The organism is Streptomyces sp. adm13(2018), assembly GCF_008042145.1.
Taxonomy (GTDB): Bacteria; Actinomycetota; Actinomycetes; order Streptomycetales; family Streptomycetaceae; genus Streptomyces.
Genome location: NZ_RDBH01000083.1, coordinates 1 through 8303 on the forward strand (window position 1 = coordinate 1; position 8303 = coordinate 8303).

General features: G+C 71.2%; 6 protein-coding genes. 4 read left to right on the forward strand and 2 right to left on the reverse strand.

What is annotated here, in order from left to right:
• Positions 1-1006, reverse strand: a 1006-nt coding sequence (locus EAO70_RS07650) for a LacI family DNA-binding transcriptional regulator (RefSeq protein WP_148002261.1), incomplete at its 3' end; no start/stop codon positions are given.
• Between the two features lie 433 nt (positions 1007-1439).
• Between EAO70_RS07650 and EAO70_RS07655 the strand changes: the two genes are divergently transcribed.
• From EAO70_RS07655 to EAO70_RS07670, 4 genes are all read left to right on the forward strand, one after another.
• Positions 1440-2780, forward strand: a complete 1341-nt coding sequence (locus EAO70_RS07655; RefSeq protein ID WP_148002258.1) for an ABC transporter substrate-binding protein — start codon at positions 1440-1442, stop codon at positions 2778-2780.
• Between the two features lie 153 nt (positions 2781-2933).
• Complete coding sequence (locus tag EAO70_RS07660) at positions 2934-3896, forward strand: carbohydrate ABC transporter permease (protein WP_148002262.1); 963 nt, start codon at positions 2934-2936, stop codon at positions 3894-3896.
• A gap of 4 nt (positions 3897-3900) precedes the next feature.
• Positions 3901-4824 carry a carbohydrate ABC transporter permease gene (locus EAO70_RS07665; RefSeq protein WP_187283781.1) on the forward strand — a complete coding sequence of 308 codons (924 nt, stop codon included), beginning with the start codon at positions 3901-3903 and terminating at the stop codon, positions 4822-4824.
• Positions 4825-4906: 82 nt separating this feature from the next.
• On the forward strand, positions 4907-6346 hold the full coding sequence (locus EAO70_RS07670; protein ID WP_148002259.1) for a GH1 family beta-glucosidase: 1440 nt from the start codon (positions 4907-4909) through the stop codon (positions 6344-6346).
• Between the two features lie 55 nt (positions 6347-6401).
• Here the strand turns inward: EAO70_RS07670 and EAO70_RS07675 are convergent, their stop codons facing one another.
• Entirely contained in the window at positions 6402-8000 is a 1599-nt protein-coding gene (locus EAO70_RS07675) for a hypothetical protein (protein ID WP_148002260.1), read from the reverse strand.
• Positions 8001-8303: the final 303 nt, after the last annotated feature.

Consider the following 8303-nt stretch of genomic DNA (forward strand, 5'->3'; position numbering starts at 1 on the left):
CCGTCGGCAGCACGTGCCGGCGGGGCTCCCCTGGCTCCGCCTCGATCCCCTGGATCTCCCGGATCAGCATCCGCGCCATCGTGCGGCCCATCTCCTCGATGGGCTGCCGCACGCTCGTCAGCGGCGGGTCCATCAGCCGCGCCACCGGCGAGTCGTCGACCCCGACGAGCGCGACGTCCCGGGGGACCCGGCGGCCGGCCTCCCGCAAGGCGGCGCGCGCCCCGGCCGCCATGACGTCGGAGGCGGTGAAGACGGCGTCCAGGTCGGGGCTGCGGTCGAGCAGCCGGCGCATCGCCCGCCGACCGCCCTCCTCGGTGAAGTCGCCCGTCGCGACCAGCCCTTCGTCGGGGGCGAGTCCGGCCTCCGCGAGGCCCGCGCGGTAGCCGCCGAGCCGGGCCCGTGCCACGTACATGTCGAGGGGGCCGGTGACGGTCGCGATCCTGGTCCGCCCCCGCCCCACGAGGTGGGCGACCGCCATGCGCCCGGCGCCGATGTTGTCGGAGTCGACGTACGGGACGGGCTCCGCCTCCGTGCGGCGGCCGTTCATGACGACCGGCAGCCCCAGTTCCCGGATCCGGTCGGGCAGCGGATCGTCCCCGTGGACCGAGGCGAGCAGGACGCCGTCGACGCGCTGGGCCGTCAGGTACTGCTCGAAGCGCTGCCGTTCCTGCTCGCTGCGGACCAGGGTGAGCAGCAACTGCTTGTCGGCCTCGGCGAGTTCGGCGCTGACCCCGCGGATGAGGTCGAGGAAGTACGGCTCGGCGAAGAGGCGGGCCTCGACCTCGGGGATGACCAGCGCGATCGCGTCCGTACGGCTGCCGGCGAGGGCGCGGGCGGCCTGGTTGGGGACGTAGCCGAGTTCGGCGACGGCCCGGTCGACGGCCGTCCTGGTCCGCTCGCTGACCCGGGGGGAGCCGTTGATCACCCGGGAGACCGTGCCCCGGCCGACCCCGGCCCTGGCCGCGACCTGCTCCAGGGTGGGTCTGCCGCTCTGCCGTCCGTTCACCGCTCCCGAACTCCCCTCGTAGGTCTTCGTGCAGCTCACCAGCGCTCCGGCGGGAGGACCCAGCCGATGGGAGCGCTCCCACACTAGTCCAGGATCCCGCCCCCGCGCCATGACGTGCGTTCAGGAGATGACGTGACGGGCCCCGCCCAGGTCCGTGAAACCCCGGGAAAACCTTCCGGTAACGAATCCGTGTTCATGTCTTGACACTCGCACCCGCCAGGCAGCAACCTTCCGGCAACGACGTGGGAGCGCTCCCACCCAGGCACCGCACGAGACGTACACACGAGACACCACACGAGTCGTACGCACGAAACGACGTACGTACGAGACGCACACAACCTTGCATCGAGTCCTGGCGGGCGCCGCCGAGCCGCGATCAGCCGGCCGGGCCTCTGGGCGCACAACGAGCACCACCTTGGACGAGGAGAGTGGAATGCGCACTTCCAGCAGCAGACGCGGACGCCGTGCGGCGATCGCGGCGGTCGCCGCCGTCGTGACCGGCACGGCCCTGCTCACCGGTTGCGGCAGCGACGACGACGGCGGCGGCAAGGGCGGCGGCACCGAGAAGATCACGCTGCGGATCGGGACCTTCGGTTCGTTCGGCTACGACGACAAGACCGGCGCGAAGCTCTACGCCGAGTACGAGCGGCTCCACCCGAACATCAAGATCGAGGAGTCGAACGTCTCGGACGGCCAGAAGTACTGGGACACCCTGAAGCTGCGTCTCGCGCAGAACAGCGGCGTCGCGGACATCCAGGCCGTCGAGGTGGGCTACGTCGCCGAGGCGACCGGCCCGGCCATGGCGAACAAGTGGGTCGACCTCGGCAAGGAGGGCGGCGCCAGGATCGACGCCTTCCTGGACTGGAAGGTCAAGCAGGCGACGACCGGCGACGGCAAGGTCATCGGCCTCGGCACCGACATCGGCCCCATGGCCATCTGCTACAACAAGGACCTCTTCGCCAAGGCCAAGCTGCCCACCGAGCGCGAGGCCGTCGGCAAGCTCTGGTCCGGCGACTGGGCCAAGTTCCTCGCGACCGGCGAGAAGTACAAGGCCGCGGCGCCCGCCGGCACGGCCTTCCACGACTCGGCGAGCGGCCTCTTCAACGCCGTGGTCTCCAGCGACCCGGTGCAGTACGCCGACGCCGGCGGCAAGCTCGACTGGGAGAACAGCCCCGGCGTGAAGAACGCCTGGGACACCGCGGTCAAGGCCGCCCGGGGCGGACTGACCGCCAAGCTGCGCCAGTTCGACGAGAAGGGCACCTGGAACGCGGCCTTCAAGAACTCGAAGTTCGCCACCGTCGCCTGCCCCAGCTGGATGACCGGCATCATCAAGGACCAAGCCGGCCCCGCCAACCAGGGCAAGTGGGACATCGCCGCGCCGCCGGTCGCCGGCAACTGGGGCGGCTCCTTCCTCGCGGTGCCCAAGGCGGGCAAGCACACCAAGGAGGCCGCCGAACTGGCCGCCTGGCTGACGGCTCCGGCCCAGCACGCGAAGGTCTTCGCGGTCAACGGCAACATCCCCTCGTCCAAGGACACGCTCACCTCCTCGGCGGTCCAGGAGGCGAAGCTCCCCTACTTCGGTGACACCCCCGTCGGCAAGATCTTCTCCAGCGCCGCCTCCGGGATCACCCCGGCCTCGATCAGCCGCTACGACGGCCAGGTCAAGACCTTCCTCACCGACAACGGCATCCTCGACATCGAGCAGCGCGGCACCGACCCGGCCAAGGCCTGGGAGAACGTCAAGAAGCTGGTCGACGACAAGATCGACCAGTAGCGGGGACACCAGCCGGTCCGCCGCCCGCGACGCGCGGCGGGCCGGCACCGTCCGCAGCACCGCACGCATCGACCCTGGAAGGACGCCCCCGTGGCCACCTCCGTTCGGGCGAGGCCGGACGGAGGTGGCCACGGGGGCGTCCTTCCAGGGTCGATGCGTGCGGTGCTGCGGCCCTCCTCCCCCGGCCCGCGCGGCCGCCGCTCCCCCGGCTGGCGCAGCACGCTCTACCGCTGGGACATCAAGGCGATCCCGTACGTCTTCGTCACCCCCTTCTTCCTCACGTTCGCCGCCTTCGGCCTCTTCCCGCTGATCTACACCGGCTGGCTCTCGCTCAACCGGGTGGAGCTCGGCGGGGACCCGAGCTGGAAGGGCCTGGAGAACTACACCGACCTGGCGACCAGCGAGTTCTTCTGGAACGCGCTCTTCAACACCTTCACCATCGGGGTCATCTCGACCGTCCCCCAGCTGCTCATGGCGCTGGGCCTGGCCCACCTCCTCCACTACAAGCTCCGCGGCCGGGGCTTCTTCCGGGTCGCGATCCTCGCGCCGTACGCCACCTCGATCGCCGCGGCGACCCTGGTCTTCGCGCAGCTGTTCAACACCGACTACGGGATGATCAACGGCGTCCTCGGCTGGGTCGGGATCGACCCGGTGAACTGGGAGTCCTCCAAGTGGCCCGCGCAGATCGCCATCTCGGCGATCGTCATCTGGCGCTGGACCGGCTACAACGCGCTGATCTACCTGGCCGCCATGCAGGCCGTGCCGCAGGACCTGTACGAGGCGGCGTCGCTCGACGGGGCGTCGCGCTGGCGCCAGTTCGTCAGCGTCACCATCCCGTCGATCAGGCCGACCATCCTCTTCACCGTCGTCGTCTCCACCATCGGCGCCACCCAGCTGTTCGGCGAGCCCATGCTCTTCGGCGGCAGCGTCGGGATCAGCGGCGGCAGCGGCAACCAGTTCCAGACGCTGAGCCTGCTGATGTACGAGAAGGGCTGGGTGACCGGCGCCCTGGGCCAGGCCTCGGCGATCGCCTGGGTGATGCTGCTGCTCCTGCTGCTCGTCGGCGGCGTGCAGGCCCTCGTCTCCCGCCACAACCGCAAGAAGCTGGGGGGCTGACCTCATGGCGCAGACACTCGACAGAAGCCCGGCCGGCGGCAGGAGCCCGGCCGACGCACCGGGGGCCGGCCGCACCGGTCGCCGCCTCGGGAGGACCGCCGGCCGCCAGCACCACGCCGGACCGCTGACCTACGTGCTGCTCGTCGTGGCCGCGTTCGTCTCGCTCTTCCCGCTGTACTGGAACCTGGTCGCCGCCTCGCACAGCGGCGAGCGGGTGGTGGAGGCCCCGGCGCCGCTGCTGCCCGGCAACCGCCTCCTCGACAACCTCTCCTTCGCCTGGAACCAGGTCGACATGGGCGAGGCACTGATCAACACCACCGTCGTGGCGAGTCTGGTGGCCCTGTCCACCGTGCTGTTCTCCACGCTCGCCGGATTCGCCTTCGCCAAACTGCCGTTCCGGGGCCGGGGCATGCTGCTCTCCCTGGTGGTGGCCACCATGACGATCCCGCCGCAGCTCAGCGTGATCCCGCTGTACCAGATCATCACCGACCTCGGCTGGTTCGACCAGCTCCAGTCGGTCGTGCTGCCCTCGCTGGTCGCTGCGTTCGGCGTGTTCTTCATGCGCCAGTTCCTGATCGAGGCGCTGCCGGTGGAGCTGGTCGAGGCCGCCCGGATGGACGGCGCACACAGCCTCCGGATCATCTGGCACGTGGTGTTCCCGGTGGCGCGGCCCGCGATGGCCGTCCTCGGCATGCTGGTCTTCGTCCAGGCCTGGAACGACTTCTTCTGGCCCTTCATCGCCCTCACCCCGGACGGCAACCCCACCCTCCAGGTGGCGCTGGCCGGGCTCGGAGCGGGCAACCACACGGTGGACCACGCGGTCGTGCTGACCGGCGCGCTCATCTCCACCGTGCCGCTCCTGCTGGTCTTCGCCTTCCTCGGCAAGCACATCGTGGGCGGCATCACGGCCGGCGCCGTCAAGAGCTGAACCCGGCGCCCCCGGTCCTTCTTCCGCACGTCTCGAACTCTCGAACGTACCGACCCCGCAACCGCGTTGGGAGCCCCCTCCTATGACCGCGTCCGAAATCCGGCCGCTCACCGCCACCCGCTCGTTCCCGTCCGGCTTCCTCTGGGGCGCGGCCACCGCCGCGTACCAGATCGAGGGAGCGGCGGCCGAGGACGGCCGTACCCCGTCCATCTGGGACACCTTCTCGCACACCCCCGGCAGGGTCTTCGAGGGGCACACCGGCGACGTGGCCGTGGACCATTACCACCGGTTCCGCGAAGACGTCGGCATCATGTCCGAACTCGGCCTGAACGCCTACCGGTTCTCCGTCTCCTGGTCCCGCGTCCAGCCCACCGGGCGCGGTCCGGCGGTCCAGAAGGGCCTGGACTTCTACCGGGCCCTCGTCGACGAGCTGCTCGACGCCGGCATCGAACCGGCCCTCACCCTCTACCACTGGGACCTGCCGCAGGAGTTGGAGGACGCGGGGGGCTGGCCCGAGCGTGCCACCGCCGAGCGGTTCGCCGAGTACGCGGGGATCGTCGCCGACGCCCTCGGTGACCGGGTGACCCGCTGGACCACCCTGAACGAGCCCTGGTGCAGCGCCTTCCTGGGGTACGGCTCCGGGGTGCACGCCCCGGGCCGGACGGACCCGGTGGCCTCGCTGCGCGCCGCGCACCACCTCAACCTCGGGCACGGTCTGGCGGTCCAGGCGCTCCGCTCCGCGCTGCCCGCCGACCGGCAGATCGCGGTCTCGCTCAACCTGCACGAGGTACGTCCGCTGACGCGGTCGGCCGAGGACCTGGACGCGGTCCGCCGGATCGACGCGGTCGGCAACCGGATCTGGCTGGGCCCGATGCTGGAGGGCGCGTACCCCGAGGACCTGATCCGGGACACCGCGCAGGTCACCGACTGGTCGTTCGTGGCGGACGGGGACACCGCGGTCGTACGGCAGCCGCTGGACCTGCTGGCGATCAACTACTACACGCCCACGCTGGTCTCCCACGTCCCGGAGGGGGCGGAGAAGCCGCAGGACGACGGGCACGGCAACAGCGACCACTCGCCCTGGCCCGGCTCGGACTCGGTCGCCTTCCACCGGGCCCCGGGCGAGCGGACGGCGATGGGCTGGCCGGTGGACGCGAGCGCGCTGTACGACCTGCTGACCCGGGTGTCGGCGGCGTACCCCGGTCTTCCGCTGGTCATCAGCGAGAACGGGGCGGCGTACGAGGACGTGGTGTCCCCGGACGGTTCGGTGCACGACCCGGAGCGGGCCGCCTATGTGCACGCGCATCTGGAGGCGGTGCACCGGGCGATCGAGGACGGGGCGGACGTCCGCGGCTACTTCCTGTGGTCGCTGCTCGACAACTTCGAGTGGGCGTACGGCTACGCGAAGCGCTTCGGCGCGGTCCGGGTGGACTACGACACCCTGGAACGGACGCCGAAGTCCAGCGCCCGGTGGTACGCGCGGGTGGCGCGGACGGGTGAGCTGCTGGCTCCCGACGCCTGACCCTCTCGTGCGGGAAGGCCGTGCCGGTGGTCCGGTACGGCCTTCCCGTGTGCCGCTACGGCTGGGCGTCGAGCCAGCTCAGCTTGTGCCCGTAGAGCACGCGCTGGCAGTAGTCCGTCCCGTCCGGGTCACCGGGGGCGCGGTTCGCCTTGCAGTCGGCGGCCTGGCCGGGCCGGTGCTCGGAGAGGGACCAGAGCCGGCCCGTGCCGCGCTCGACGTAGAGGTCCTCGGCGCCGCGGGCGGTCTTGACGGGCTGTCCGGACGGGACGAGCCGTCCGCTGGTGTCCCAGGTGTGGCGCCAGAGGTTGCCGGGCTCGTCGGTGCCCTTCGACTCGTTCAGGTAGAGGGTGCCGCCGTTCACCGCCGCGCCCTGCGCGCCGCCGTTGGTCAGGGGCAGGTAGTTCGCCCAGCCCTGGGCGGGGACATCGGCCGAGCGGCCCTCCAGGGCCGCCACCGGGAAGGAGGCGATGCGGCCGGTGGACGGGTAGCCGCTCTCGGGACGGCAGTACTCTCCCATGATCAGCCGGTCCGGCGCGGTGCTGCGGTCGAGCGAGATGTACGAGGCCTTGGGCGCCCCGGTGGAGACGCAGGCGTAGGAGCCCTTGGGGTTGGTCTGGCTCGCCTTGAACTTCCAGGCGGCGACCTGGGGCATGACGTAGCGGTAGCCGAAGCTGTACCAGACGTTGTCGTGGCGGCCGACCTTGGTCTTGTCCTCGACGTTGGCGGTGGTCTTCACACCGTCCGAGTCGGCCCCCATCGCGTCGTGCGTCTTGGGGTCGCCGTCCGGGTCCAGGTCCATGATGGTGCGCATGTCGAAGACGCGCAGGCCGTTGCGGGTGTCCGCGACGTAGAGGTAGTTGCCGTACCAGACGATCCCGCCGGCGTGGACGCCCTTCTGGATCGGGTACTCGGCGGCGTGCAGGCCGTCGAAGGAGACGTGGTCGGCCGAGTTCACGTAGGTCCAGCCGAGCAGCACGTGACGGTACTTGACCTCGGGCGTGCCGGTGGCCGGGTTGGTGCGGCTCTGCACGAAGGTGATGCGGACGCCCTTCTGGTTGCAGGCGTCGTTCGCCTCCAGTTCGGCGGTGGTGCAGTCGCCGGCCGTGGGGAGCGGGTCGTTCTCGCGGCCGGGGTCCCAGCCGTCGTAGGAGGCGAAGAGCTGGATGTTGCCGGCCTCGCCCCACAGCTCGTTGATCTTGGCGTCGGAGACGCCGGTCATGCCCTGCGGGATCCACTCCTGCGAGACGGAGTCGTCGCTCTGCAGGCAGTACTTGATGTCCGGGTCGGGGGCGGTGCCGAAGGGGTCGCGGGAGCACCAGGGCTGGACGGTCCGGTTGGCCGCGGTCAGCAGGTTCTGGACGCCCGACTTGGGCAGGACGGAGTCGAGTCGGGCCACCCGCTTGGTGGTCTCGGCGTTCAGCGCGCCGGGCGCCATCGTGAAGTCGCCCGGGGAGGCGGCGCCGCCGGGCTCCGTCCACGCGCGCGTGCCGAACGGCGAGGCGGTCGCCTCGGTGGTGCGGGGCTCCTGGATCCAGCTCTGCGGGGCGGCAGGCGGAACGTCCTCCGCCCGGGCGGGTGCCGCGAGGCAGGTGAACGCGAGCGAGGCCGTCGCGACGGCCGTGAGCCACGTGCGGCGTATGCGCCTTGTGGGCATGTGGGGTTGTCTCCGTTACTCCTGGGTCGACAAGTCGAACGGAGGGTTCCAGAACGCCCGAGCGAAAAGCAAACGCGTTCTCGCCGCCGCGCGGCGCGACGCGGAACGCCGTCCCCCGCTTCGGCCCGGCGGGTCCGTCTCCCCGTAGGGTGGGCGGTCATGAGAGACCCTCACTCGCCCGCCCCCCGGTCCCGCGGCGGGCCACCTCGCCGGCGACCAGGGTGTTCTCCGGGGCGGCCGAGGAGGCGCCCCGGTGGGCGATCACGGTCACCGGGGCCCCCGCCGGACGCAGCCAGGGACTCG